This window comes from Streptomyces sp. BB1-1-1, from assembly GCF_031597775.1.
GTDB classification, from domain to species: Bacteria; Actinomycetota; Actinomycetes; order Streptomycetales; family Streptomycetaceae; genus Streptomyces; species Streptomyces thinghirensis.
In genome coordinates, this window is sequence record NZ_CP134203.1 from 3496221 (window position 1) to 3520246 (window position 24026).

General features: G+C 68.1%; 35 protein-coding genes. 1 reads left to right on the forward strand and 34 read right to left on the reverse strand.

Annotated features, from left to right (window positions below; all coding sequences use genetic code 11):
• Window positions 1-22: 22 nt before the first annotated feature.
• The 4 genes from RI578_RS15945 to RI578_RS15960 all read right to left on the reverse strand — a co-directional run bounded on the left by RI578_RS15945 (window position 23) and on the right by RI578_RS15960 (window position 5676).
• Window positions 23-505 (reverse strand): poly-gamma-glutamate biosynthesis protein PgsC/CapC, encoded by a 483-nt coding sequence (locus RI578_RS15945; protein ID WP_184761006.1) that lies wholly within the window; start codon window positions 503-505, stop codon window positions 23-25.
• Window positions 502-2037: a poly-gamma-glutamate synthase PgsB gene (gene pgsB / locus RI578_RS15950; protein ID WP_310871725.1), complete on the reverse strand. Its 1536-nt coding sequence runs from the start codon at window positions 2035-2037 to the stop codon at window positions 502-504. The genes RI578_RS15945 and pgsB overlap by 4 nt, the downstream gene beginning before the upstream one ends.
• Window positions 2038-2043: 6 nt before the next feature.
• The gene (locus RI578_RS15955) at window positions 2044-4287 is read right to left on the reverse strand and encodes a HAMP domain-containing protein (protein ID WP_310871726.1); all 2244 of its coding nucleotides are present in this window, start codon (window positions 4285-4287) and stop codon (window positions 2044-2046) included.
• Window positions 4288-4494: 207 nt separating this feature from the next.
• Complete coding sequence (locus RI578_RS15960) at window positions 4495-5676, reverse strand: CapA family protein (protein WP_310871727.1); 1182 nt, start codon at window positions 5674-5676, stop codon at window positions 4495-4497.
• Window positions 5677-5693: 17 nt separating this feature from the next.
• Here RI578_RS15960 and RI578_RS15965 point away from each other — a divergent pair, with 17 nt between their 5' ends.
• Entirely contained in the window at window positions 5694-6677 is a 984-nt protein-coding gene (locus tag RI578_RS15965) for a hypothetical protein (protein WP_399060319.1), read from the forward strand.
• Between the two features lie 25 nt (window positions 6678-6702).
• On the opposite strand, the gene truA is transcribed toward RI578_RS15965, so the two are convergent.
• From truA to rplC, 30 genes are all read right to left on the reverse strand, one after another.
• The gene (gene truA / locus RI578_RS15970) at window positions 6703-7560 is read right to left on the reverse strand and encodes a tRNA pseudouridine(38-40) synthase TruA (protein WP_310871729.1); all 858 of its coding nucleotides are present in this window, start codon (window positions 7558-7560) and stop codon (window positions 6703-6705) included.
• Between the two features lie 141 nt (window positions 7561-7701).
• Window positions 7702-8208, reverse strand: a complete 507-nt coding sequence (gene rplQ / locus RI578_RS15975) for a 50S ribosomal protein L17 (protein WP_019329622.1) — start codon at window positions 8206-8208, stop codon at window positions 7702-7704.
• 161 nt (window positions 8209-8369) lie between these two features.
• Window positions 8370-9392 carry a DNA-directed RNA polymerase subunit alpha gene (locus RI578_RS15980; RefSeq protein WP_003966937.1) on the reverse strand — a complete coding sequence of 341 codons (1023 nt, stop codon included), beginning with the start codon at window positions 9390-9392 and terminating at the stop codon, window positions 8370-8372.
• Between the two features lie 142 nt (window positions 9393-9534).
• Window positions 9535-9939 (reverse strand): 30S ribosomal protein S11, encoded by a 405-nt coding sequence (gene rpsK, locus RI578_RS15985; RefSeq protein WP_003948617.1) that lies wholly within the window; start codon window positions 9937-9939, stop codon window positions 9535-9537.
• 66 nt (window positions 9940-10005) lie between these two features.
• Window positions 10006-10386 carry a 30S ribosomal protein S13 gene (rpsM, locus tag RI578_RS15990; RefSeq protein ID WP_279560360.1) on the reverse strand — a complete coding sequence of 127 codons (381 nt, stop codon included), beginning with the start codon at window positions 10384-10386 and terminating at the stop codon, window positions 10006-10008.
• A 220-nt stretch (window positions 10387-10606) separates the two neighbouring features.
• Window positions 10607-10720 (reverse strand): 50S ribosomal protein L36, encoded by a 114-nt coding sequence (gene rpmJ / locus RI578_RS15995; protein WP_003974245.1) that lies wholly within the window; start codon window positions 10718-10720, stop codon window positions 10607-10609.
• A 68-nt stretch (window positions 10721-10788) separates the two neighbouring features.
• Window positions 10789-11010 (reverse strand): translation initiation factor IF-1, encoded by a 222-nt coding sequence (infA, locus tag RI578_RS16000; protein ID WP_004927214.1) that lies wholly within the window; start codon window positions 11008-11010, stop codon window positions 10789-10791.
• Between the two features lie 348 nt (window positions 11011-11358).
• Complete coding sequence (map, locus tag RI578_RS16005) at window positions 11359-12195, reverse strand: type I methionyl aminopeptidase (RefSeq protein WP_310871730.1); 837 nt, start codon at window positions 12193-12195, stop codon at window positions 11359-11361.
• A 132-nt stretch (window positions 12196-12327) separates the two neighbouring features.
• Entirely contained in the window at window positions 12328-12981 is a 654-nt protein-coding gene (locus RI578_RS16010) for an adenylate kinase (protein ID WP_310871731.1), read from the reverse strand.
• Complete coding sequence (secY, locus tag RI578_RS16015; RefSeq protein WP_121748664.1) at window positions 12981-14294, reverse strand: preprotein translocase subunit SecY; 1314 nt, start codon at window positions 14292-14294, stop codon at window positions 12981-12983. Before secY ends, RI578_RS16010 begins: the two co-directional genes overlap by 1 nt.
• Before the next feature lie 242 nt (window positions 14295-14536).
• Window positions 14537-14992, reverse strand: a complete 456-nt coding sequence (rplO, locus tag RI578_RS16020) for a 50S ribosomal protein L15 (protein ID WP_043381011.1) — start codon at window positions 14990-14992, stop codon at window positions 14537-14539.
• 2 nt (window positions 14993-14994) lie between these two features.
• A complete protein-coding gene (gene rpmD / locus RI578_RS16025; protein WP_003974250.1) occupies window positions 14995-15177 on the reverse strand; it encodes a 50S ribosomal protein L30 in 183 nt (60 codons plus the stop codon).
• A 2-nt stretch (window positions 15178-15179) separates the two neighbouring features.
• Window positions 15180-15785, reverse strand: coding sequence for a 30S ribosomal protein S5 (gene rpsE, locus RI578_RS16030; protein WP_004927232.1), 606 nt, complete (start codon window positions 15783-15785; stop codon window positions 15180-15182).
• Between the two features lie 43 nt (window positions 15786-15828).
• Window positions 15829-16212 carry a 50S ribosomal protein L18 gene (rplR, locus tag RI578_RS16035; RefSeq protein ID WP_121748663.1) on the reverse strand — a complete coding sequence of 128 codons (384 nt, stop codon included), beginning with the start codon at window positions 16210-16212 and terminating at the stop codon, window positions 15829-15831.
• 3 nt (window positions 16213-16215) lie between these two features.
• A complete protein-coding gene (rplF, locus tag RI578_RS16040) occupies window positions 16216-16755 on the reverse strand; it encodes a 50S ribosomal protein L6 (RefSeq protein ID WP_003974253.1) in 540 nt (179 codons plus the stop codon).
• Between the two features lie 24 nt (window positions 16756-16779).
• Window positions 16780-17178, reverse strand: coding sequence for a 30S ribosomal protein S8 (gene rpsH, locus RI578_RS16045; RefSeq protein ID WP_026248232.1), 399 nt, complete (start codon window positions 17176-17178; stop codon window positions 16780-16782).
• Between the two features lie 209 nt (window positions 17179-17387).
• Window positions 17388-17573 carry a type Z 30S ribosomal protein S14 gene (locus RI578_RS16050; RefSeq protein ID WP_003948630.1) on the reverse strand — a complete coding sequence of 62 codons (186 nt, stop codon included), beginning with the start codon at window positions 17571-17573 and terminating at the stop codon, window positions 17388-17390.
• 5 nt (window positions 17574-17578) lie between these two features.
• A complete protein-coding gene (gene rplE / locus RI578_RS16055) occupies window positions 17579-18136 on the reverse strand; it encodes a 50S ribosomal protein L5 (RefSeq protein WP_003974255.1) in 558 nt (185 codons plus the stop codon).
• Entirely contained in the window at window positions 18136-18459 is a 324-nt protein-coding gene (gene rplX, locus RI578_RS16060; protein ID WP_003974256.1) for a 50S ribosomal protein L24, read from the reverse strand. The genes rplE and rplX overlap by 1 nt, the downstream gene beginning before the upstream one ends.
• A gap of 2 nt (window positions 18460-18461) precedes the next feature.
• Window positions 18462-18830 (reverse strand): 50S ribosomal protein L14, encoded by a 369-nt coding sequence (gene rplN / locus RI578_RS16065; protein WP_003974257.1) that lies wholly within the window; start codon window positions 18828-18830, stop codon window positions 18462-18464.
• A gap of 116 nt (window positions 18831-18946) precedes the next feature.
• Window positions 18947-19234, reverse strand: a complete 288-nt coding sequence (gene rpsQ, locus RI578_RS16070) for a 30S ribosomal protein S17 (RefSeq protein WP_055418364.1) — start codon at window positions 19232-19234, stop codon at window positions 18947-18949.
• Window positions 19234-19458, reverse strand: a complete 225-nt coding sequence (gene rpmC / locus RI578_RS16075) for a 50S ribosomal protein L29 (protein ID WP_003998824.1) — start codon at window positions 19456-19458, stop codon at window positions 19234-19236. Before rpmC ends, rpsQ begins: the two co-directional genes overlap by 1 nt.
• A complete protein-coding gene (gene rplP, locus RI578_RS16080; RefSeq protein WP_004927269.1) occupies window positions 19458-19877 on the reverse strand; it encodes a 50S ribosomal protein L16 in 420 nt (139 codons plus the stop codon). Before rplP ends, rpmC begins: the two co-directional genes overlap by 1 nt.
• 5 nt (window positions 19878-19882) lie before the next feature.
• Window positions 19883-20722, reverse strand: coding sequence for a 30S ribosomal protein S3 (gene rpsC, locus RI578_RS16085; protein ID WP_121748662.1), 840 nt, complete (start codon window positions 20720-20722; stop codon window positions 19883-19885).
• Window positions 20722-21069 carry a 50S ribosomal protein L22 gene (rplV, locus tag RI578_RS16090; protein WP_030619142.1) on the reverse strand — a complete coding sequence of 116 codons (348 nt, stop codon included), beginning with the start codon at window positions 21067-21069 and terminating at the stop codon, window positions 20722-20724. Before rplV ends, rpsC begins: the two co-directional genes overlap by 1 nt.
• A 44-nt stretch (window positions 21070-21113) precedes the next feature.
• Entirely contained in the window at window positions 21114-21395 is a 282-nt protein-coding gene (gene rpsS / locus RI578_RS16095) for a 30S ribosomal protein S19 (protein WP_055418366.1), read from the reverse strand.
• A gap of 12 nt (window positions 21396-21407) precedes the next feature.
• Complete coding sequence (rplB, locus tag RI578_RS16100; RefSeq protein WP_019329639.1) at window positions 21408-22244, reverse strand: 50S ribosomal protein L2; 837 nt, start codon at window positions 22242-22244, stop codon at window positions 21408-21410.
• Between the two features lie 40 nt (window positions 22245-22284).
• Window positions 22285-22704 carry a 50S ribosomal protein L23 gene (gene rplW / locus RI578_RS16105; protein ID WP_210957938.1) on the reverse strand — a complete coding sequence of 140 codons (420 nt, stop codon included), beginning with the start codon at window positions 22702-22704 and terminating at the stop codon, window positions 22285-22287.
• Entirely contained in the window at window positions 22704-23363 is a 660-nt protein-coding gene (gene rplD / locus RI578_RS16110) for a 50S ribosomal protein L4 (protein ID WP_310871732.1), read from the reverse strand. Before rplD ends, rplW begins: the two co-directional genes overlap by 1 nt.
• An 8-nt stretch (window positions 23364-23371) precedes the next feature.
• A complete protein-coding gene (rplC, locus tag RI578_RS16115; RefSeq protein ID WP_210957939.1) occupies window positions 23372-24016 on the reverse strand; it encodes a 50S ribosomal protein L3 in 645 nt (214 codons plus the stop codon).
• Window positions 24017-24026: the final 10 nt, after the last annotated feature.

The window sequence follows — 24026 nt, forward strand, 5'->3', positions numbered from 1 at the left end:
GGACTCGTTCGCGGGCTCGTTCTCAGACGGTGGGCATGACGCCGAGCAGCAGGCCGGCGGCTACGACGATGTAGGCCATGAGGGAGACCGTGCCGGTGGCCAGCAGGGTGGCGCCCTTGGGCTGGCGCACCATCTGGTAGGCGACGAGACCGGGCACGATGAACCCGAGGGTCTGGTTGCCGTAGAGGAGCGGGAACTCGATCGAGAGCACGATCATCACCGTGGCCTGGAGCAGCACGCCCAGCAGCACCACCGCGGCGAACAGCCGCTTGCCGTACAGGATCACCAGCCGCTGCATGATCTTGGTGCCCGCGTAGGTCAGCGCGGTGACGCCCACCATCATGGCCGCGCGCTGGAGGTCCTCGATGAGGGTCAGCGCGATCCAGCCCGGCGTGATCATGCCACCGGGCGACAGATTGGTGGTGAGGTAGCACAGCAGCGAGAAGAACAGGCCTATGGCGATGCCGAGGGCGGCCATCTCGGGGGTGAGTGCGGCGGTGGTCAACGGGGTCTCCGGGCAGGTGGGCGGGGGGTCCCGCCGTAGGGGTCGTCGTGCGCTTCGTCGTGGGGCGGCCAGGGCTCCCGGTCGGGGGCGTACTGCCCGTACTGCTGCTCGTACCGCTGTCCGTACTGGGGCTGCTCGTACCGCTGTCGCTGCTCGTACTGCTGCTGCTCGTACTGCTCCTGCTGCTCGTACCGACCGTGCTGCTGCCCGTACGGTCCCGTCGGCTGGGCCGGGACGCGGACCACCGGGATCTCCTGGGTCTGCGAGGCCTGGTAGCGCTCCTCGTACGCCGTCGGGTACGAGGCGAACGGGTCCAGGCTCGGCGCCGCCGTGCCGGTGTCGCCGTCGCTGTCGTCCGCCGGGAGCTCGGCCAGGAACTCCAGGAGCTCCTCGCCCTGGCCGTGGATGTTGCCGATGGCGACCAGGGAGGAGCCGTCGGACATCCGGCCGAGCAGGGCCGGCATGAACTCGTCGGCGGACCGTCGCTCGCCGCCCAGGTCGACCGCCCTCTCGCGCCACTGGGCGGGGATGGCGTCGATGGCGCTCTTGGACGGGTGCCCGATGACGAAGACGTTCTCCGGCTCCAGGTCGGGGATGATCTCGCCCATCTGCCCGTTGCGCTCCACGCGGTCCGGACGGCAGTTGATCACCACGTTGAGCGGGCGGCGGATGGCGCCCAGGTCGAGCAGCTGGTTGATGTTCATCAGCGTCGACTCGGGGTCGTTGGCCGCGAAGACGTTGGCGAAGGCGAGCCGCTTGCCCTCGGGCGCCACGTAGCGCTCCACGGAGAGCACGCCCGGGTCCGGCGGGGCGTCGTACATGCCCTGGAGGGCCACCTTCCGCTCCACGCCGACCAGCTCGGCGACGACCAGGGCGATCGCGACGTTCTCCTTGAAGGTGAACCAGCTGAAGCCGCGCAGCTCGTCGTCGGTGACCATCTCGGGGTCCGCGTAGACCAGCCGGCAGTTACGGGCGTCCGCCTCCTCCTGGAGGATGTGGAACCGCTCCTTCTCGGCGGTGACGCAGATGCCGTTCTCGGGCATCGAGCGGCACAGCGAGCGCGCCACGTCGTCCAGGGTCGGACCCATCTCGGCGAGGTGGTCCTCGCGGACGTTGCACAGCACACCGATCGTGGAGCGGATCAGCTTGCTCTGGTTGACCTCCTGGAGCGCCGGCATGACCGCCATGCACTCGATGACCAGCGCGTCGGGACGGTAGGTGGCGGCGCGGCGGACGATGCCGATCTGCTCGACGACGTTGGCGATGCCGAACTTGCGGTAGACCGGCTCCTCGGTGGCGTCGGGATGGATGAAGCGCGCGGCGGTACCGGTCGTCTTGGCCACGGTGACCAGGTCACCGCCGCGCAGCGCGCCCGCGCACAGCCGGGTGATGGAGGACTTGCCGCGGATGCCGTTGACGAGCACGCGGGAGGGGATGGAGTGCAGGGCCGCGTAGTGCCGGCGCTGCTCCACGATGCCCGCGACGAGCAGGAACAGGCTGCCGGCCAGCAGGACGAAGTACAGATAGAGCACTCGGGATCACCTTCCTCCGGCGCCGGGCCGGGGCTCGGCGGGTCGGCGTGCCTGGTTCTGTCGGCGGGCCTGCAACTGCTGGCGGAGCAGTTCGAGGCTGCGGACGACGGCCCCGACCTCGTCCTGGTAGCGGGGGTAGTGCACGGTCTTGAGGTCTCCGTCGGCGAGCTTCTCGGCACTGGTGGCCAGGGCCCGCAGCGGCCGTGCGACGACCAGGTGGACCCAGCCCAGGCAGACGACGATCGCGGCGAGGCCGAGCATCCCGGCGAGCACGCTGCGGTCCTCGCGCTCGTAGGCGGCGATCTCGAAGTGGTCGGCGTCCTGGCTGCTGACCACGGTCCAGCCGATGTCGGAGGCGATGCCGCCGCCGGAGAAGGGGGCCGCGGCGGCCACGGTGACGTCGCCGCCGTCCCGGATGAGCAGGCCGTTCTCGACGGGGCCGGCGCCGACCCGTACGTTGCCCGCGCGGACCAGGTCGGTCAGGGCGTCGCCGGGCAGCTTCTCGAAGGCCAGGAAGCCGTCGCTGGCGGCGACGGTCCGCGCGTCGGCGTTCACCACGCGGACCTCACCGAGGCCGGGCCGCTTCAGCAGCGAGTTGAGGAACTCCACCCGTACCTCGCCGACCAGGGTGGTGCCCTTGTGCTCCGGCACGGGGGCGGCGGCCTGGATCACCGGCTTCCTGTCCCCCTTGCCGGAGACACGGACCAACGGCAGGTCCTCGTCGTCGCTCCAGTCGTGCGGGTCTCCCCCGGCGCGGGCGACGACCTCGCCGCCGGCGTCCACGACGTAGAGGGCCTGGTAGCGGGTGTGCTCCTCCAGGGCGTCCGTCAGCAGGGTCTCGGCGGCGTCGGGGTCGTCCGCGTCGATCAGCCGGGAGGTGGAGACGAGGTCGGCCTGGGCCTCGTTGAGCGCCCGGCGGACGCGGTCGGCGATCAGGTCGGTGCGGTCGCGCTGGTCGTTGACGATGGTGGCGGGCACGCTGACCGAGCCGTCGGTGCGGTTCAGCAGCAGGCCGACCGGCACGCACCACAGGAGCAGCAGAACGGCGGTCGCCGCGAGCGGCACGCGCATGCCGAGGCGGACCTTGCCGCTCTTGGCGCCGGGGCCTTCACCGGTGCCGTTGAGCTGTGCCCGCAGGCGTTCCAGCGCGGTGCCGATCCGGGCGGCCTCGCCCCAGCGGGGCACCGCGACGGGCCGGGTCAGATCGCCGCGGGCGAGCCGCCGGGACTCCAGGAACAGCCGCAGCAGCGGGCGCTGCACGGCCGCCCACAGCACGGCCGCCGCCAGCAGCCCGAGCACGACCAGCGCCCCGGCCGCGACCAGCCCGTACAGTTCCCGGCCCGTCTCGGCGGCGCCCTGCTGCTGGACCACGGGCAGCATCGCCACCACGGTGAGCCCGAGGCCCGCGGCGACGCTGTCCTTCTCCTCGGGGTCGGAGGAGGCGAGGGAGGCGTATCCGGCGGTGGTGACCCGGCCGGCGTAGTCGTCGCCCAGGAGCGTTCCGCTGACGCCGGGGTAGCCCCGGGAGCCGGGCTCCCGGGCTGTGACGGGGTGCTCCTCGGTGCGTTCGGCGGCCTGGTCGGAGAGGCGGGACATCTGCTTCTGGAGGAAGACGAGTTCCTTGCGCTCCTGGTCGGAGTTGAGGGCCTCGGACTGTTCGAAGCCTTCGGTCGCGAGGACCTCACCGTCCCGGGCGACGACCGCCATGCTGCGGAACGGGCCCAGGTTGATGGCGGGCACCGACAGGCTGTTGGAGGCGATCAGCAGCTGCTGCGGTCGGTCCTTCGCGTCGAGGAGCGCCATCGTCATCAGCCGGACGTCACCGGTCTCCAGCCGCACCATGCGGGGCGTGAGGGCGTGCTCGCCGGTGAGGACGTCCTTGTCGAGCCAGGCGAAAGGAATCCTTTCGCCACGCGCGGCGAGCACCTTGCCGCTCTCCAGGTCGACCACGGTGGTGCCGGTCCACTTCTGGTAGGTCCGGCCCAGGTCGGATAGGACGCGCTCCGGCTCCTCGGGCTCCTTGGCGTTCAGCGCGGCGGCGGTGCGCTCCAGGTCCGTGACCCGCTCGTCGATCGAGGCGCGCAGCGCGATCGCGCCGTCCTCCGCGAAGTGCTGCTGCGAGGACAGCACGGCCTTGGGCACCACGGTGTCCTCGCCGGGACCGAGCACCTTCGCCGTGAGCGCCGCCAGGGCGACAATCAGCAGACACAGCACCGCGATCGGAGGACGGATGCCGCCCAGGAGGGGCATGTCCGCCCGCCTGCGGCTGCGTCGCCGCCCTTTCCGCCCGGAGTTCGCGGCACGACTCGATGTCACCGGTCTTCTTCCTTGGTTGCTACGGGAATGCCCAGCGCGCGCTGGACGCACCGCTGCCGCGGTCGTGCGACGCCGTCACTACAAAGACTGATAAATGCTGGCAAGGTTGTGGCCTCGACGCGGAAGGCGGTGTGGCGCTGCTCACTCCTCCAGGGTCAGCGGCTTCAGACCGTCGCCGCCGGGAGCGCCCCGGTTGTAGAGGAATCCGCGCGTGCGGTCGGCGGCCAGCCGGTAGCGGGCGAGCCGCTCCTCGGACAGGCCGTCCGGGTGGTCGAGCTGGTACTGCACGTCCACCAGCCGGTGGTCCTCGACGGCGCCGTCGGGCAGTTCCTCACCGGGCTCCACCTCGGGCGGGATGTCCACCAGCGTGGTGCGGTGGCGGGCGGTGACATCCCAGCCGCCCTCGGTCGTCTCCCGGAACTCGAACCAGCCGATGGCCCCCTCCTCGGTCAGCCCGGTCGGGGAGGAGTGCCGGGCCACCTGGTTGCCGAGGCCGTAGGCGACCCAGGTGCCGTTCACCTTCTGGATCGGCTGGACCACGTGTGCGTGGTGTCCGATCACCAGGTCGATGTCGGTCTCCTCGGTGAGCCGTCGGGCCAGCTCCAACTGCGGCACGCTCGGCTCGTTGTAGTGCTCCAGGCCCCAGTGGACCGAGAGGATCACCACCTCGGCCCCCGCCTTCCGGGCCCGGCTCTCGTCCTTCTTGATCTCCTCGGTGCTGCTCCGGTTGAAGGCCCAGCTCTGCTTCTCGGGGGTGGGGTTGAGGAAGGACTCCCAGGAGTACGCGAGATGCGCGACCTTGACGCCGTTGACGTCCCGGATGTTGATCTGCTCTGCTTCCTCGGACGTACGCGCCGAACCGGCGTGCCCGAGGCCCACCTCGTCCATGGCGTCCAGCGTCCGCCGTACGGCCTTGAGACCGTGGTCGAAGGTGTGATTGGAGGCCGTGGAGCAGGTGTCGTACCCCACGTCCTTCAGGGCCGTCAGGATCTGCGGCGGCACCAGGAACTCGGGGTATCCCTGGAAGGGGCCCTTGGGCTTCCCGACGGGTGTCTCCATGTGACAGATCGCCAGGTCCGCCTCGCTGATGACCGGCTTCACCCCGGCGAGCAGCGGACCGAAGTCCAGTCCGGCCTCGCCCTCGCCGGTCTCCTCGGCGTCCTCGGCCGCCTGCTCCACCAACTCGGGGTGGATCAGTACGTCACCCGCGGCGGCCACGGTGAACGAGCGTCCGCCGGGCTTCGCCTGCGGCTCCACGATCCCGGAGGCGCACGCGGTGGCCAGAGTGGCGGTAACCACCAAGATGGCCACGGCACGACCCATACGGAGAGACTTACGGAATGTCACCGAAACATGTTCACATGGGCCTCACAACTCACCCTGTCTTTACCATTACAAGACAGTCACGCTTTGTGTGCGTTTTCGGTCTGATAGGTGTCTTCCTGGTGCTGACCGGGTGTCAGGCGTCCTCCGACTCGTCCGCGGAGGACTCGGACCCGACCGCACGCGAGCTGGTCGACCTGCGCAGCCGCGTCCTGTCGTACACGAAGGATCTGGACCCCGACGGCCCCTATTCGCCGCCCGGCGAGGAGGAGCGCGCCCGGGTGGCCCGGGGCGTCGGCAGCCTGCTGGAGGGCGACGCGCGGGAGGCCGAGCGGCTGCTCGCCCCGGTCGGTCTCGGCGTCACCCGGCTCACCGACACCGAGTCCGGCCGCCGCTACGACGAGGTCGCTGCCACCGGCTCCGGCGAGAGCGCCCGGTGGGGCCGGCTGTACCTGAACGCCGACTCCCGCGTCCGCTGGAGCGCACAGGTGCCGCATCCCGTCTCCGACCGGGACACCGAGGAGCTGGGCGTGCGCCTGCTGGAGGACACCCCGGGCGGCGCGCTGGTCCTGGCCGGCGCCCACCGCCGGGCCGGGCGCGGAGCCGCCGCCGACGTCGCCCACCGCGAGGACAGCGCCTTCCACGGCATCGTCCTGGAGCTGCAGGAACGCGGGGTGCCCGGCATCCAGCTGCACGGTTTCGCCGAGTCCACCACGGACCGCTACGACGCCGTACTGTCCACGGGCGCCGCGGAGAGCGCCCCCGGCGAGGTCTCCGCGCTGGCCGACCGGATGGAGTCGGAGGGGCTGCGGGTCTGCCGGGGCTGGTCGGCGCGCTGTCCGCTGGAGGGCACGACTAACGTCCAGGGCCGCGCGGCCCAGCGGCAGCACGCGACCTTCGTCCACCTGGAGCTGGCACCCGACGCCCGGGGCGACGGCCGGGACGCCGACGAGGCCGCGGACGCGGTGGCCGGACTGCTCAGCACCTGGGCGGGCGACTGACCGGCGCCCGCGGACGTCCGTCCGTTCAGCAGCAGCCGGCCGCCGGCAGGGACCGCCGGTTCCGCGCCTCCTTGTTCCGGGCCGCCAGCAGCTCGTCGGCCGGGTAGCCGACCTCCTCCAGCGTCAGCCCGTGCGGCCGTACGACGTGCACGGCGGAGTCCCGTACGCCGGCCGCGAGCACCTTCCCCGGCCAGTCGGGCCCCCGGTGCCCGTCGCCGACGAACAGCAGCGCCCCGATGAGGGAGCGCACCATGTTGTGGCAGAAGGCGTCGGCCCGGACGGTGGCGGTGATGATCCCGTCGTCCGCACCGCGCACCAGGCTCAGCTCCTGGAGGGTCCGGATGGTCGTGGCCCCCTCCCGCTTCTTGCAGTAGGCGGCGAAGTCGTGCTCGCCCAGCAGCGCGCGGGCGGCCTCGTTCATGGCGTCCACGTCGAGGGGCCAGTCGTGCCACAGGACATGGCCGCGCAGCAGCGGGTCGACGCCGCCGGGATTGTCGGTGACCCGGTAGGCGTAGCGCCGCCAGATCGCGGAGAACCGGGCGTTGAAGCCGGCGGGCGCCTCGCGCAGGGCCCACACCCGTACGTCCCTGGACAGCCGGCCGGCGAGCCGCTTGAGCAGCTTCGCGCTGTGCTCGGCCCAGACCTCGCGCGGCAGATCGACGTGGGCGACCTGGCCCCGGGCGTGCACCCCGGCGTCGGTCCGCCCCGCCACGGTCAGCTCGTACGTCTCACGGGACCGCGTGACCGTCCGCAGCGCGTCCTCGATCTCGCCCTGCACGGTCCGCCGCCCGCCGGCCTGCTTGGCCCAGCCGGAGAACTCGCTCCCGTCGTACGACAGGTCCAGCCGCACCCGTACGAACCCGGGCTCCACTTCGTCACTCACCCAGAGATCCTCTCAGCAAAACGAAAGCGGGCCCGCCCCTCGAAAGGGACGGACCCGCAACGCCCCGGAAGGGGCGCGGGGAACTGCGCGACAAGCCACGACGAAGCCGCAGCCGCCATCGCACAGCCCCCGGCAGAACGCTTACGCGTCCTTCGACTCCTCGGCCGCGGCCTCGTCGTCGGCCTTGGCCGTGTCGACCTTGGTCTCCTCGGCAGCCGGAGCAGCCTCGGCGTCCTTGGCGGCACGCTTCGTCGCGGCCTCGGCCTCGCCGGTCGCCTCCTGCGCCACGGTCAGCGCCTCGACCAGCTCGATGACGGCCATGGGCGCGTTGTCGCCACGGCGGTTACCGATCTTGGTGATCCGGGTGTAGCCACCGGGACGGTTCTCGTAGCGCGGGCCGATCTCGGTGAAGAGCGTGTGCACGATGCTCTTGTCCGTGATCACCTGGAGCACCTGACGGCGGTTGTGAAGGTCGCCCTTCTTCGCCTTGGTGACCAGACGCTCGGCGTACGGACGCAGCTTGCGCGCCTTCGCCTCGGTGGTGGTGATGCGGCCGTGCTCGAAGAGGCTCTTCGCGAGGTTCGCGAGGAGCAGCTTCTCGTGCGCGGCGCTGCCGCCCAGACGGGCACCCTTGGTGGGCTTCGGCATGATGTTTCTCCTAGGTGTCTGCCCCGGCCGTATCAGGTACCGAAGTCAGTATCCGAGCAGGCGGTCGCCTGTCGGAGACCCCGCGCCCCAAAGGGGCGCGGGGAACTGCGCGACCAGCCACAGCCGGCCGGCAGCCGAAAACGAACCGTCGAACCGAGCTCTCAGTACTGCTCGGTCTCGACGAAGCCCGCGTCCGCGTCGTCATCGGCACCGAACGCGTCCGCCGCGGCGGTCGGGTCGAACCCGGGAGGCGAGTCCTTCAGCGCCAGCCCCATACCCGCGAGCTTGGCCTTGACCTCGTCGATCGACTTCGCACCGAAGTTGCGGATGTCGAGCAGGTCCGCCTCGGACCGCGCGACCAGCTCACCCACGGAGTGGATGCCCTCACGCTTGAGGCAGTTGTACGACCGAACGGTGAGCTCCAGCTCCTCGATCGGCAGCGCCAGATCGGCGGCGAGCGCGGCGTCCGTCGGGGACGGACCCATGTCGATGCCCTCGGCGTCGATGTTCAGCTCGCGGGCGAGACCGAACAGCTCGACCAGGGTCTTACCGGCCGACGCCATGGCGTCGCGCGGACGCATGGCCTGCTTGGTCTCGACGTCGACGATCAGCTTGTCGAAGTCGGTGCGCTGCTCGACACGCGTGGCCTCGACCTTGTACGTGACCTTGAGAACCGGCGAGTAGATCGAGTCGACCGGGATGCGCCCGATCTCCTGACCGACCTGCTTGTTCTGCACGGCGGAGACGTAGCCGCGACCGCGCTCGACGGTCAGCTCCATCTCCAGCTTGCCCTTGCCGTTGAGCGTGGCGAGGACGAGGTCGGGGTTGTGCACCTCGACACCGGCCGGGGGCGCGATGTCGGCGGCGGTGACCAGACCCGGGCCCTGCTTGCGCAGATACATCACAACGGGCTCGTCGTGCTCGGAGGAGACGACCAGCTGCTTGATGTTGAGGATCAGGTCGGTGACGTCCTCCTTGACGCCCGGCACGGTGGTGAACTCGTGCAGGACACCGTCGATGCGGATGGACGTGACCGCCGCACCCGGGATCGAGGAGAGGAGCGTACGGCGCAGGGAGTTGCCGAGGGTGTAGCCGAAGCCCGGCTCCAGCGGCTCGATGACGAACCGGGAGCGGAACTCGTCGACGACCTCTTCGGTCAACGAGGGACGCTGAGCGATCAGCATGTGGTGATCCTTCAGTCAGGGGCGCCCGCTATTTGACGCCCGACTATTACTGCAAGGGTACGGGCGATACGACCCGAAAGAGCCGTACCGCCCGGAAACCCTGGTGAAGCGAGATCAGGCGCGTCTTGAGAGACGCGACGGATCAGACGCGACGGCGCTTCGGCGGACGGCAGCCGTTGTGCGGCGTCGGGGTGACGTCCTGGATCGAGCCGACCTCGAGGCCGGTCGCCTGGAGCGAACGGATGGCGGTCTCACGACCGGAACCCGGGCCCTTGACGAAGACGTCGACCTTGCGCATGCCGTGCTCCTGAGCGCGGCGGGCAGCCGACTCGGCGGCCATCTGCGCGGCGAACGGCGTGGACTTCCGGGAGCCCTTGAAGCCGACATGGCCGGCGGAGGCCCAGGAGATCACGTTGCCGGTCGGGTCCGTGATGGACACGATCGTGTTGTTGAACGTGCTCTTGATGTGCGCGTGGCCGTGAGCGACGTTCTTCTTTTCCTTGCGGCGCACCTTCTTGGCAGCGCCCTGACGTCCCTTGGGGGGCATGTCGTTCTCCTACGGGAGGTGGTCGGTCCTACAGCGAAGACCGCTGGACGGCGAGTCCGCTGCGGACTACTTCTTGCCCGGCTTCTTCTTGCCGGCGATGGCGCGACGCGGGCCCTTGCGGGTACGCGCGTTGGTGCTGGTGCGCTGACCGCGGACGGGCAGACCGCGACGGTGGCGGAGACCCTGGTAGGTGCCGATCTCGACCTTGCGGCGGATGTCGGCCTGGACCTCGCGACGGAGGTCACCCTCGGTCTTGATGTTGTTGTCGACGTACTCGCGGATCGCGACGAGCTGCTCCTCGGTGAGGTCACGAACACGGGTGTTCGGGTCCACCTCTGTGGCAGCCAGCGTCTGCTGCGAGAGAGTCCGGCCGATGCCGAACACGTAGGTGAGGGCGATCTCGACGCGCTTTTCGCGCGGGATGTCAACACCGGAAACGCGTGCCATTCAATGGCTCCAGTTGATCTTCGGAGGTCTTCCACAGAACCGGTCTCCGGCCGCCGGCCTCCTCACGCTGCGGCACAGCCACAGTCGAAGATTTGGTACGGCACGGGTCCCCGGCCTCCGAACCGGGGGTGTCGGACGCCTGGGCGTCCGGGTCCTGCGTATGAACAATTCAGCTCGCGTCGCGCGAAGTCTTGCGAATCGCGGAGGGAACGGTCGTACGTCAGCCCTGGCGCTGCTTGTGGCGCGGGTTGTCGCAGATGACCATGACCCGACCGTGACGGCGGATCACCCTGCACTTGTCGCAGATCTTCTTGACGCTCGGCTTGACCTTCATGGGTGTGAGGTTCTCCGGGTCAGTTGCCGGCGGCCCCGCGTGAGAGACACGCGGGACGTGGGCAAGATCTACTTGTACCGGTAGACGATCCGGCCACGCGTCAGGTCGTACGGAGACAGCTCCACCACGACCCGGTCGTCAGGGAGGATGCGGATGTAGTGCATGCGCATCTTGCCGCTGATGTGTGCCAGGACCTGGTGGCCGTTCTGGAGCTCGACCCTGAACATGGCGTTCGGAAGAGACTCGACGACAGTGCCCTCGATCTCGATGGCACCTTGCTTCTTGGCCACGCTTCGCCCTTCGAATCGACTACCTTGATCGACTCCCCTGCGCAGTACGAATGCATGCAGGCATGCGGGTGCACGAGAGCCGACGAGTCAGTCTACGTCAGCACACCCGGAAAGGCGAAACGAGGTAGCCTGCCCCACCGGGGTGATCGTTATGCGACGGAAACCGCCCCGGCACAGAGCTCTCACGCCAGCGGGTCCGGCGCCGCCGTGACGCCCAGCTCCGCCAGCTTCGCCCTGCCGCCGTCCCCTCCCCCGACGCCCCTCTCGCGGGCTCGGCGCCAGGGGCGCCTCACAAGCTTCGAAGGGCTGGGCCGGCCTCCGACCGGCCGTCGTGGGCGCGGGCACCGGTCAGGCCAGCGGGTCCGGCGCCGCCGTGACGCCCAGCTCCGCCAGCTTCGCCTTGCCGCCGTCGGGGGACGTCAGGACCAGCGGGCCCTGTTCCGTGAGGGCCACCGAGTGCTCCCAGTGGGAGGACCAGGTGCCGTCGGTCGTGATGACCGTCCACTCGTCCTCGAGGACCTCGGTGCGCGGGGTGCCGAGGGACACCATCGGCTCGATGGCCAGGCAGAAGCCGGGGACCAGCTTGGGACCCTTGCCGCGCCGACGGTCGACGTAGTTCAGCAGGTGCGGGTCCATGTGCATCTCGGTGCCGATGCCGTGGCCCCCGTACTCCTCGATGATCCCGTACTTGCCGCCGCCGGGCTTCGGCTGGCGGCGGATGTACGTCTCGATGGCCCGGGAGACGTCGACGAGGCGGTTGCCCTGCTTCATGGCCGCGATGCCCGCCCACATCGACTCCTCGGTCACCCGGGACAGCTCGACCAGCTCCGGGGAGTGACCGGAGCCGACGAAGGCCGTGTACGCGGCGTCGCCGTGCCAGCCGTCGATGATCGCGCCGCAGTCGATGGAGATGACGTCGCCGTCCTTGAGGACTACGTCGTCGGACGGGATGCCGTGGACGACGACCTCGTTCACGGACGTGCAGATGGTCGCCGGGAAGCCGCCGTAGCCGAGGAAGTTCGGCTTGGCGTTGTACTCCGTGAGCACCTTGCGGGCGACCTGGTCCAGGTCCTTGGTCGTGGCGCCGGGCACGGCCGCCTCGCGCGTGGCCGCGTGGATGGCGGCGACGACCAGCCCCGCCTCACGCATCTTGGCGATCTGCTCGGGGCTCTTGATCTGCACCATGGGGACTGCGGCCTTTCTGGACCGGAGAGTAAGGGAAACGCTTCCAACGATACGGGGCAGGGACCGGCCCCACCCCACAGCACAGCCGCGGCCCCTGAGCTGGGGACCGCGGCTGCAGCCTGACTGGAAGAACTACTGGTCGCGCTTGAGCGCCTCCAGCGCACGGCCCGTGACCTCGGCCACCGGTCCGGTCGCCGCGATGGTGACGACCAGGCCCTGCGCCTTGTAGTAGTCGATGATGGGCTCGGTCTGCGTGTGGTAGACCTCGAGCCGCTTGCGGACCGTCTCCTCGGAGTCGTCGTCCCGCTGGTACAGCTCGCCGCCGCAGACGTCGCAGACGCCCTCCTTCTTCGGCGGCGTGTACGCCACGTGGAAGACATGGGCGGAGTCGTTGCGGCAGACCCGCCGACCGGCGATCCGCTTGACGACCTCGTCCTCCGGGGCCTCCAGGTCCAGCACCGCGTCGAGCTTCATGTCCTCGGTCTCGAGGAGCTCGTCCAGCGCCTCGGCCTGGGAGACGTTGCGCGGGAAGCCGTCCAGCAGGAAGCCGCCCTCGGCGTCGGGCTGCTCCATGCGGTCCTTCGCCATGGCGATGGTCACCTCGTCCGGTACGAGGTTGCCGGCGTCCATGTACGACTTGGCGAGCTTGCCCAGCTCCGTCTGCCGGCTGATGTTGGCGCGGAACAGGTCACCCGTGGAGATGTGCGGAATGTGCAGCGTCTCGGCAAGGCGGGTGGCCTGCGTTCCCTTACCGGCACCCGGCGGCCCGACGAGGACGATTCGCATCAGCGGAGGAACCCTTCGTAATTGCGCTGCTGGAGCTGGCTCTCGATCTGCTTCACCGTCTCAAGACCCACACCCACGATGATGAGGATGCTGGTCCCGCCGAACGGGAAGTTCTGGTTTGCCCCGAAACCGGCCAACGCCATTGTCGGTACGAGAGAGATCAGGCCCAGATACAGCGAACCCGGCCAGGTGATCCGGTTGAGTACGTAGCTCAGATACTCAGCGGTCGGTCGGCCAGCCCGGATGCCCGGGATGAACCCACCATACTTCTTCATGTTGTCCGCGACTTCCTCGGGGTTGAACGAGATCGCCACGTAGAAGAAGGCGAAGAACACGATCAGGAGGAAGTACAGGACGATGTGCGACGCCGCCTCGGGGTCGGCCAGGTTCTTCTGGATCCAGGTGGCCCAGCCCGCGGTCGATCCGGAGAACTGGACGATCAACGCCGGGATGTAGAGCAGCGACGAGGCGAAGATGACGGGGATGATGCCCGCCTGGTTCACCTTGAGCGGGATGTACGTCGACGTACCACCGTAGGACCGGCGGCCGATCATGCGCTTCGCGTACTGCACCGGGATGCGGCGCTGCGCCTGCTCCACGAAGACGACCAGGCCGACCATGACGAAGCCGACCAGCATGACGATGCCGAACTCGATCCAGCCGTCCGCCAGCTCGCCCTCCGTCTTGATGGCCCACAGCGCGGACGGGAACGTCGCGGCGATCGAGATGAACATCAGGATCGACATGCCGTTGCCGACACCGCGGTCGGTGATCAGCTCGCCGAGCCACATGACGGTGGCCGTGCCGGCGGTCATGGTGACCACCATGACGATGGTGGTGAAGATCGCCTGGTCGGGGACGATCTGGCCGGCGACGGTGCAGCCGGAGAACAGGGCGCCGCTGCGGGCGGTGGCCACCAGGCCGGTGCCCTGGAGGATGGCGAGCGCGATGGTCAGGTAGCGGGTGTACTGCGTGATCTTCGCCGTGCCCGCCTGGCCCTCCTTCTTCAGGGCTTCCAGGCGCGGGATGACCACGGTCAGCAGCTGCAGAATGATGCTCGCCGTGATGTACGGCATGATGCCGAGCGCGAAGACCGTGATCTGCAGCAGGGCGCCGCCGCTGAACATGTTCACCAGACCGAAGAGGCCCTGGTTGCCGGACGCCTGGTCCACACACTCCTGGACGTTCTTGTAATCGACGCCTGGGATGGGGATGTGGGTACCAAGCCGGTAGACCACGATGATGCCGAGCGTGAAGAGCAGCTTCTTGCGCAGGTCGGGCGTCTTGAACGCCCGGGCGAACGCGGTGAGCACGGTGCCTCCTGCGACCCCCGCGCTACTGCGTCAAGGGTGACGGTCTTGAGGATTCGACTGACGACTAAGTAAGTAACGGTCAACTGCCGCCCAGGGTGCCCCATGTGACGCACCCGTGAAAGAGGGCAGCGCAGGCCACCTTACCGGCGGGAGCACTTCCCTAGGAACGACCAACCGGGGATACCCCTTTTGTGGGGCATCCCCGGTTGGGATCGCTCAAGTCATCGAGACGCCTGAAGGGTTCAGACGAGCTCGGTGACGGTACCGCCGGCGGCGGTGATCTTCTCCTTGGCGGAGCCGGAGACGGCGTCGACCGTCACCTGCAGCGCCACGGAGATCTCGCCCTGGCCGAGGACCTTGACGAGGCTGTTCTTGCGAACGGCACCCTTGGCCACCAGACCCTCGACGGTGACCTCGCCACCCTCGGGGTAGAGCGCGGCCAGCTTGTCGAGGTTCACGACCTGGAACTCGGTCTTGAACGGGTTCTTGAAGCCCTTCAGCTTCGGAAGACGCATGTGGAGGGGCATCTGGCCACCCTCGAAGCGCTCCGGAACCTGGTAACGGGCCTTCGTACCCTTGGTACCACGACCGGCCGTCTTACCCTTCGACGCCTCACCACGACCGACACGGGTCTTGGCGGTCTTGGCGCCCGGGGCGGGACGGAGGTTGTGGATCTTGAGCGGGTTCTGCTCACCCATGATCAGTCGACCTCCTCGACCGTCACGAGGTGGCGGACGGTGTGCACCATGCCGCGGAACTCGGGGCGGTCCTCCTTGACGACCTGCGTGTTGATCCCCTTGAGACCAAGGGAACGCAGGGTGTCACGGTGGTTCTGCTTGCTGCCGATGTAGGACTTGACCTGCGTAATCTTGAGCTGCGCCATGATTACGCACCCGCCCCGGCACGTGCACGGAGAAGAGCCGCGGGGGCGACGTCCTCGAGCGGCAGACCACGGCGGGCCGCGATCTCCTCGGGACGCTGCAGGCCCTTGAGGGCCTCCACGGTCGCGTGCACGATGTTGATCTGGTTGTCGGAGCCGAGAGACTTCGACAGCACATCGTGAATACCGGCGCACTCGAGCACGGCACGCACCGGACCACCGGCGATAACACCGGTACCCGGGGACGCGGGCTTGAGCAGCACGACGCCGGCAGCCTTCTCACCCTGGATGGGGTGCGGGATGGTGCCCTGGATACGGGGGACCTTGAAGAAGTGCTTCTTGGCCTCCTCAACACCCTTGGCGATGGCGGCCGGCACCTCCTTGGCCTTGCCGTAACCGACACCCACGGTGCCGTCACCGTCGCCCACCACGACCAGCGCGGTGAAGCTGAAGCGACGACCACCCTTCACAACCTTGGCGACGCGGTTGATCGCGACGACGCGCTCAACGTAAGCGGTCTTCTCGGCGGCAGCTGCGCCGCCGTCACGGCCCTTCCGGTCCCGCCGCTCGCCGCCACCGGCACCGCCACCGCGGCGCTGGGGTCCAGCCATTGGAATTACCTCTCTCTGTTTCCGCTAGCGATACGGAACCGGGTCAGAACTTCAGACCGGCTTCGCGGGCGGCGTCCGCCAGGGCGGCGATGCGCCCGGCGTACTGGTTGCCACCGCGGTCGAAGACCACGGCCTCGACACCCGCGGCCTTGGCACGCTCGGCGACCAGGGCGCCGACCTGCTTGGCCTGCGCCGACTTGTCGGCCTCGCCGCCACGGATCGAGGTGTCCAGGGTGGACGCCGACGCAAGGGTGTGACCCTTGAGGTCGTCGATCACCTGGGCCACGATGTGGCGGTTCGAACGGGTAACGACCAGACGGGGACGCTCCGCCGTACCCGAGAGATTCTTGCGAATCCGGATGTGACGGCGCTTGATCGCGGCGCGCTTGTATGCGTCGCCCTTGAGGATCTTCTGTCCGTATGCCATGGCTTACTTACCCGCCTTTCCGACCTTGCGGCGGATGACTTCGCCCTCGTACTTGACGCCCTTGGCCTTGTACGGGTCAGGCTTGCGCAGCTTGCGGATGTTGGCCGCAACCTCGCCGACCTTCTGCTTGTCGATGCCCTCGACCGAGAAGTGGGTCGGGTTCTCCACCTTGAAGGTGATGCCCTCGGGGGCCTCGACCAGGATCGGGTGGCTGTAGCCGAGGGAGAACTCCAGGTTCGAACCCTTGGCGAGCACGCGGTAACCGACACCGCTGATCTCGAGCTTCTTCACGTAACCCTGGGTCACGCCGGTGATCATGTTCGCCACCAGCGTGCGGGACAGGCCGTGCAGGGCCTTGCTCTGACGCTCGTCGTTGGGGCGGGTGACGTTCAGAACGCCGTCCTCACCCTTGGCGATGTCGATCGGCGCCACGACGGTGTGAGTCAGCGAGCCCTTCGGGCCCTTGACCGAAACCGTACGGCCGTCGATGGTGACGTCCACGCCGGCGGGAACCGCGATGGGGAGCTTGCCGATGCGCGACATAGCTGTTTCCTCCGTTCCCTTCCGCTACCAGACGTAGGCGAGGACTTCCCCACCCACGCCCTTCTTGCCGGCCTGCTTGTCGGTGAGGAGCCCGTGCGACGTGGAGATGATCGCCACGCCGAGGCCACCCAGCACCTTGGGCAGGTTGGTGGACTTCGCGTACACCCGGAGACCGGGCTTGGAGATCCGCTTGATGCCCGCGATGGAGCGCTCACGGTTCGGGCCGAACTTCAACTCGAGGACGAGGTTCTTGCCAACCTCGGCGTCCTCGGTCTTCCAGCCCGTGATGAAGCCCTCCTGCTGGAGGATCTCCGCGATGTGAGACTTGATCTTGGACGCCGGCATCGTCACGGAGTCGTGGTACGCCGAGTTCGCGTTCCGCAGACGCGTAAGCATGTCTGCGATCGGATCAGTCATGGTCATGAATTGGCCTTCGGCCTCTCTCGCCGGGGTTTCCTGGTGCGCCATCCCTCTCCCCGATCCGAGACGGGACGGGTGCGGCGCGGTGGACCTACGGCGTAGTAAGTCGTACGGGCGGCAGACGCCCAACCCCACAAGCCTAATGCATGCGAGGGCGGGCCCCTGCCGACCCAGATGCTTACCGAGAGCCTGAATAACCCGGAATTACCGGATTACCAGGAGCTCTTGGTCACGCCCGGCAGCTCGCCACGGTGAGCCATCTCACGAAGGCACACGCGGCACAGGCCGAACTTGCGGTACACGGAGTGCGGACGGCCGCAGCGCTGGCAGCGCGTGTAGCCACGAACACCGAACTTGGGCTTGCGAGCAGCCTTGGCAATCAGAGCCTTCTTCGCCATCTCGCTCACGCCTCCTTGAAGGGGAAGCCGAGGTGACGAAGGAGCGCGCGGCCCTCAGCGTCGTTGGTCGCCGTGGTCACCACGGTGATGTCCATACCCCGGGTGCGGTCGATCTTGTCCTGGTCGATCTCGTGGAACATGACCTGCTCGGTGAGACCGAAGGTGTAGTTGCCACGGCCGTCGAACTGCTTGGGGGACAGACCACGGAAGTCGCGGATGCGCGGCAGCGCGAGCGACAGGGTGCGGTCCAGGAACTCCCACATGCGGTCGCCACGGAGCGTGACGTGGGCACCGATCGGCTGGCCCTCACGCAGCTTGAACTGCGCGATGGACTTGCGGGCCTTGGTGACGGCCGGCTTCTGACCGGTGATCGTGGTGAGGTCGCGGATGGCGCCCTCGATCAGCTTGGAGTCGCGGGCGGCGTCGCCCACACCCATGTTGACCACGATCTTGACGAGGCCGGGGATCTGCATGACGTTCTCGTAGGAGAACTCCTCACGCAGCTTGCCCGCGATCTCCTCGCGGTACTTCGTCTTCAGACGCGGAGTGGTGGTGGTAGCCATCAGATGTCCTCACCCGTCCGCTTGGCAACGCGAACCTTGTTGCCCTCGTCGTCGAAGCGGTAACCGACGCGCGTGACGACCTTGTTGCCGTCCTTCTCCACGACCAGCTGGACGTTGGAGACGTGGATCGGGGCCTCGGTGGTCACGATGCCGCCGGCCTGCGAACCGCGAGCGGTCGGCCCGGCCTTGGTGTGCTTCTTGACCCGGTTGACACCCTCGACCAGGACACGGTCCTCACGGGGGAAGGCCGCGATGACCTTGCCCTGCTTGCCCTTGTCCTTACCGGTGATGACCTGGACCAGGTCGCCCTTCTTGATCTTCATGCTCACAGCACCTCCGGCGCGAGGGAGATGATCTTCATGAACTTCTTCTCGCGCAGCTCACGGCCCACCGGGCCGAAGATACGGGTGCCGCGAGGGTCGCCGTCGTTCTTCAGAATGACGGCGGCGTTCTCGTCGAAGCGGATGTACGAGCCGTCCGGACGGCGGCGCTCCTTGACGGTGCGAACGATGACCGCCTTGACGACGTCACCCTTCTTCACGTTGCCACCGGGGATCGCGTCCTTGACGGTGGCGACGATGACGTCACCGATACCCGCGTAGCGGCGGCCCGAGCCACCGAGCACACGGATGGTGAGAATTTCCTTCGCACCCGTGTTGTCGGCGACACGAAGCCGCGACTCCTGCTGGATCACGTCTATCTCCTGATTGTCTGCCGGTTCCCGGCGAGAAGCGTGAGTGCTTCACGCTTCTCGCCGAGCCTGGCGGAACTGACCTGCGGGGCCCCTACATATTTTTAGGGCCGCAGGAATTACTTGGCCTTCTCGAGGACCTCGACGACGCGCCAGCGCTTCGTCGCGGACAGCGGCCGGGTCTCCATGAGGAGGACACGGTCGCCGACGCCCGCGGCGTTCTGCTCGTCGTGAGCCTTGAGCTTGTTGGTACGGCGGATGACCTTGCCGTACAGCGCGTGGGTCACGCGGTCCTCGACGGCGACGACGACGGTCTTGTCCATCTTGTCGCTGACGACAAGACCCTGACGGGTCTTGCGGAAGCCGCGGCCGGCCTTCGTCTCTTCAGTCACGTTGCTCTCGCTCATCAGGCGCTCTCCACCGTCTCGATGCCCAGCTCGCGCTCACGCATCAGGGTGTAGATCCGCGCGATGTCCTTGCGGACGGCCTTGAGCCGACCGTGGTTCTCGAGCTGACCCGTCGCCGCCTGGAAGCGGAGGTTGAACAGCTCTTCCTTGGCTTCGCGGAGCTTCGCCAGAAGCTCCTCGTCACCCAGTTCGCGCAGCTCGGACGCCTTGGTACCGGCCGACATCACGCTTCACCTGCCTCGCGCTTGACGATCCGGCACTTCATCGGCAGCTTGTGGGCCGCACGAGTCAGCGCCTCACGGGCGATCTTCTCGTTGGGGTAGGACAGCTCGAACATGACCCGGCCCGGGTGCACGTTCGCGATCCACCACTCGGGGGAACCCTTACCGGAACCCATGCGGGTCTCGGCCGGCTTCTTCGTGAGCGGGCGGTCCGGGTAGATGTTGATCCAGACCTTGCCGCCACGCTTGATGTGGCGGGTCATCGCGATACGGGCCGCCTCGATCTGGCGGTTGGTCACGTACGCCGGCGTGAGGGCCTGGATGCCGTACTCGCCGAACGCAACCGTCGTACCGCCCTTGGCCTGACCACGGCGCTTCGGGTGGTGCTGCTTGCGGTGCTTGACCCTACGGGGGATCAGCATTTCGGTCAGGCCTCCGTTCCGGTGCTCTCAGCCGGAGCGGCAGCGGCGGCGGGAGCCTCGGCCTTGGGGGCCTCGGCAGCCGGCGCGGACTGCTGCTGCGGCTTGCGACCGCGACCGCCACGCTCGCCACCGCGGCCACCACGGGCCGGGCGGTCGTTGCCACCACGGGCCGGGCGGTTGCCGGCGCGGGCAGCGGCGTTCTCGGCGCGGACCTCGGCGATGTTCTTGACGTCGCCCTTGTAGATCCAGACCTTCACACCGATGCGGCCGAAGGTCGTCTTGGCCTCGAAGAAGCCGTAGTCCACGTTCGCGCGGAGCGTGTGCAGGGGCACACGGCCCTCGCGGTAGAACTCCGAGCGGGACATCTCGGCGCCACCGAGGCGGCCACCGCACTGGATCTTGATGCCCTTGGCGCCGGCCTTCATCGTGCCCTGCATGCTCTTGCGCATGGCACGACGGAAGGAGACGCGGGAGGAGAGCTGCTCGGCGACGGCCTGGGCCACCAGCTGAGCGTCCGTCTCCGGGCTCTTGACCTCGAGGATGTTCAGCTGGACCTGCTTGCCGGTCAGCTTCTCCAGGTCACCGCGGATGCGGTCGGCCTCGGCGCCGCGGCGGCCGATGACGATGCCGGGACGAGCGGTGTGGATGTCCACCCGCACGCGGTCACGGGTGCGCTCGATCTCAACCTTCGAGATGCCGGCGCGCTCCATGCCGGACGTCATCATCCGACGGATGGCGACGTCTTCCTTGACGTAGTCCTTGTACAGCTTGTCGGCGTACCAACGCGACTTGAAGTCGGTCGTGACACCGAGCCGGAACCCGTGCGGGTTTACCTTCTGGCCCATTACCGGGTTCCTTCCTTGCTGCTGACGACCACGGTGATGTGGCTGGTCCGCTTGCGGATCCGGTAGGCGCGGCCCTGGGCGCGCGGACGGAACCGCTTCAGGGTCGGGCCCTCGTCGACGTAGGCCTCGGAAATGACGAGGCTGTCGGCGTCGGTGTGGTCGTAGTTGTGCGCGGCGTTGGCAATGGCGCTGTCCAGCACCTTGCCGACCGGCACGCTCGCGGCCTGCGGGGCGAAACGCAGGACCGCCTGAGCCTCCGTGGCATCCATGCCACGGATGAGGTCCACCACGCGGCGGGCCTTCATGGGCGTGACGCGGATGTACCGCGCCTGGGCCCTGGCTTCCATGGTTGTCCCTTCAGTGTTTGTCATGATCTTTCACACCCCGCTGACTAGCGGCGCTTCGACTTCCGGTCGTCCTTGACGTGACCCCGGAAGGTGCGCGTCGGCGAGAACTCGCCGAGCTTGTGGCCGACCATGGACTCGGTGACAAACACCGGGATGTGGGTCTTGCCGTTGTGCACCGCGATCGTGTGGCCGAGCATCGCCGGGACGATCATCGAGCGACGGGACCAGGTCTTGATGACGTTCTTGGAACCGGCTTCGTTCTGCGTGTCCACCTTCTTGATCAGGTGGTCGTCGACGAAGGGTCCCTTCTTCAAGCTACGAGGCATCTCAACCCGTCCTTAGCGCTTCTTGTTCGTCTTGCGGCGGCGGACGATGTACTTGTTCGACGCCTTCTTGGGCGAACGAGTACGGCCTTCCTTCTTGCCCCACGGGGACACCGGGTGGCGACCACCCGAGGTACGGCCTTCGCCACCACCGTGCGGGTGGTCCACCGGGTTCATGACCACACCACGCACGGTCGGGCGAACGCCCAGCCAGCGCTTACGGCCCGCCTTGCCCCAGTTGATGTTGCTCTGCTCGGCGTTGCCGACCTCGCCGACGGTGGCGCGGCAGCGCACGTCGACCAGGCGGATCTCTCCGGACGGCATGCGCAGGTGGGCCATCTGGCCCTCCTTCGCGAGCAGCTGCACGGAGGCACCGGCGGAGCGGGCGAACTTGGCACCGCCACCGGGACGGAGCTCGATCGCGTGGATCGTGGTACCGACCGGGATGTTGCGGAGCGCCAGGTTGTTGCCCGGCTTGATGTCGGCCCCGGGACCGTTCTCGACGCGGTCACCCTGCTGCAGGTTGCGCGGGGCGAGGATGTAGCGCTTCTCGCCGTCGGCGTAGTGCAGCAGCGCGATGCGCGCGGTGCGGTTGGGGTCGTACTCGATGTGCGCGACCTTCGCCGGCACGCCGTCCTTGTCGTGACGACGGAAGTCGATCACGCGGTAGGCGCGCTTGTGTCCGCCACCCTGGTGGCGAACGGTCACACGACCGGCGTTGTTACGGCCGCCCTTGCTGTGCAGCGGGCGGACCAGCGACTTCTCCGGCGTGGACCGCGTGACCTCGACGAAGTCGGCGACGCTGGAGCCACGACGGCCCGGCGTAGTCGGCTTGTACTTGCGGATTCCCATTTCTCAGTCCTCGTCCGATTCCGGACGATCCGGACCTCCGTCAGGAGGTCGGACCGCCGAAGATGTCGATACGGTCGCCCTCGGCAAGGGTCACGATCGCGCGCTTGCTGTCGGCACGCTTGCCGAAGCCGGTGCGGGTCCGCTTCCGCTTGCCCTGGCGGTTGATCGTGTTGACGCCGGTGACCTTGACCGAGAAGACCGCCTGGACGGCCTCCTTGATCTGGGTCTTGTTGGAGCCCGGCGCGACGACGAACGTGTACTTGTTCTCGTCGAGGAGCGCGTAGCTCTTCTCGGAGACGACCGGCTTCAGCAGCACGTCACGGGGGTCCGTGAACGACTTGCTGACCGGCGTGACGACGGTGTTCTTGCCCTCGGCCTCGTGGCGACGCGCCTTGGCGACGCGCGCTGCCTTGGCGGCCTTGGCCGCCTTCGAGGCGATGCTCGGGTGACGCGTAGCCATCAGGCTTCGCTCCCTTCGGTGTCAGCGGCCTTGTTGGGGCCAGACACGAAGGACTCGAAAGCGGCCTGGGTGAAGACCACGTCGTCCGAGACGAGAACGTCGTACGTGTTCAGCTGGCCCGGCTCCAGGATGTGGATCTGGGGCAGGTTGCGGGCGGACAGCCACGCGGCCTCGTCGGCGCGGTCGACGACCAGGAGCAGGTTCTTGCGCTCCGAGATCTTGCCGAACAGCGTCCGGGCGGCCTTCGTGGACGGGTTGTCGCCCTCGATGACGCCGGTGACGACGTGGATGCGGTCGTGGCGGGCCCGGTCGGTGAGGGCGTGGCGCAGGGCCGCGGCCTTCATCTTCTTCGGGGTCCGCTGCGAGTAGTCACGCGGCTGCGGGCCGTGGACGACGCCACCGCCGGCGAACTGCGGCGCACGGGTCGAACCCTGGCGGGCGCGGCCGGTGCCCTTCTGGCGGTACGGCTTCTTGCCGCCACCACGGACCTCACCGCGACGCTTGGTCTTGTGCGTGCCCTGACGGGCAGCGGCGTTCTGCGCGACGACGACCTGGTGGATCAGCGGGATGCTGATCTTCTCCACGCCGAAGATCTCCGCGGGGAGCTCGACGCTTCCGGTCTTCTCGCCGGCAGGCGAAAGGATGTCAACAGTGCTCATCGGTTACCTCAGGCCCCCTTGGCCGCAGTGCGGACCAGGACGAGGCCGCCGTTCGGACCGGGAACCGCGCCCTTGATGAGCAGCAGACCCTTCTCCGCGTCAACGGCGTGGACGGTCAGGTTCTGGGTGGTGACCCGCTCGTTGCCCATGCGGCCGGCCATGCGGAGGCCCTTGAACACGCGGCCCGGGGTGGCGCAGCCACCGATGGAACCGGGAGAGCGGTGCTTGCGCTGGGTGCCGTGTCCGGCGCCGAGGCCCTTGAAGTTGTGACGCTTCATGACACCGGCGAAGCCCTTGCCCTTGCTCTTGCCGGTGACGTCGACCTTCACGCCGGACTCGAAGACCTCGGCGGTGACTTCCTGACCGAGCGTGTACTCGGCGGCGTCGGCCGTGCGGATCTCGACGAGGTGGCGGCGGGGGGTGACGTCGGCCTTGGCGAAGTGGCCCTTGAGGGGCTTGTTCACCTTGCGCGGGTCGATCTCGCCGAACGCGATCTGGACGGACTCGTAGCCGTCGGCGTCGTTCGTACGGACCTGGGTGACGACGTTGGGGCCGGCCTTGACGACGGTGACCGGAACAACACGGTTGTTCTCGTCCCACACCTGCGTCATGCCGAGCTTCTCGCCCAGGATGCCCTTGATCTGCTTGGTCATCTTCAGATCA